This is a genomic window from Arsenicibacter rosenii (assembly GCF_001870735.1).
GTDB lineage: Bacteria > Bacteroidota > Bacteroidia > Cytophagales > Spirosomataceae > Arsenicibacter > Arsenicibacter rosenii.
Genome location: NZ_MORL01000230.1, coordinates 1 through 618, shown reverse-complemented (window position 1 = coordinate 618; position 618 = coordinate 1). Strand labels below are relative to the sequence as shown.

Below are 618 nucleotides of genomic sequence, written 5' to 3'. Positions count from 1 at the left end.
ACATTGCCGAAAATACCCAAACGATCAGAGTCGGTTCGGGGGGGATTATGCTGCCGAATCATTCACCCTTAATTGTGGCCGAACAGTTCGGAACGCTCGCTCATTTATACCCGGGCCGCATTGACTTAGGACTGGGAAGAGCCCCGGGTACTGACCAGCAAACGGCCGAGGCGATACGCTCTGATTTTATGCGGGCAGCGCAGGCCTTTCCGGCCGAGGTGAGGAAGATCCAGACGTACTTTTCGGCAGAAAACAAAGAGGCATCCGTCCGGGCTGCTGTGGCCGAAGGAACCGATGTCCCGATCTATATCTTGGGGTCGAGTACCGACAGTGCCCATTTGGCCGCTGCCCGAGGGTTACCCTATGCATTTGCCAGCCATTTTGCCACCACCCACCTGTTGAACGCCTTACGGATCTACCGGCAGGAGTTTCAGCCATCCCCGACCCTGAAGCAACCTTATACAATGGCCGGGATAAATGTGTTTGTAGCGGATAGCGATGAAGAGGCTCAGCAACTGTTTACCAGCTTAATCCGAATGTTTGTCGGCGTGTTGACCGGTGCCCGGGCGCCTATACACCCGCCTACCGAAATGACCCCGGAACTGAGCACCATGTATA

General features: G+C 55.3%; 1 protein-coding gene. It reads left to right on the top strand.

Translation table 11 applies throughout. From position 1 onward, the window contains the following. Positions 1-47: 47 nt before the first annotated feature. Positions 48-618, top strand: a 571-nt coding sequence (locus BLX24_RS30995) for an MsnO8 family LLM class oxidoreductase (RefSeq protein WP_310590819.1), incomplete at its 3' end; no start/stop codon positions are given.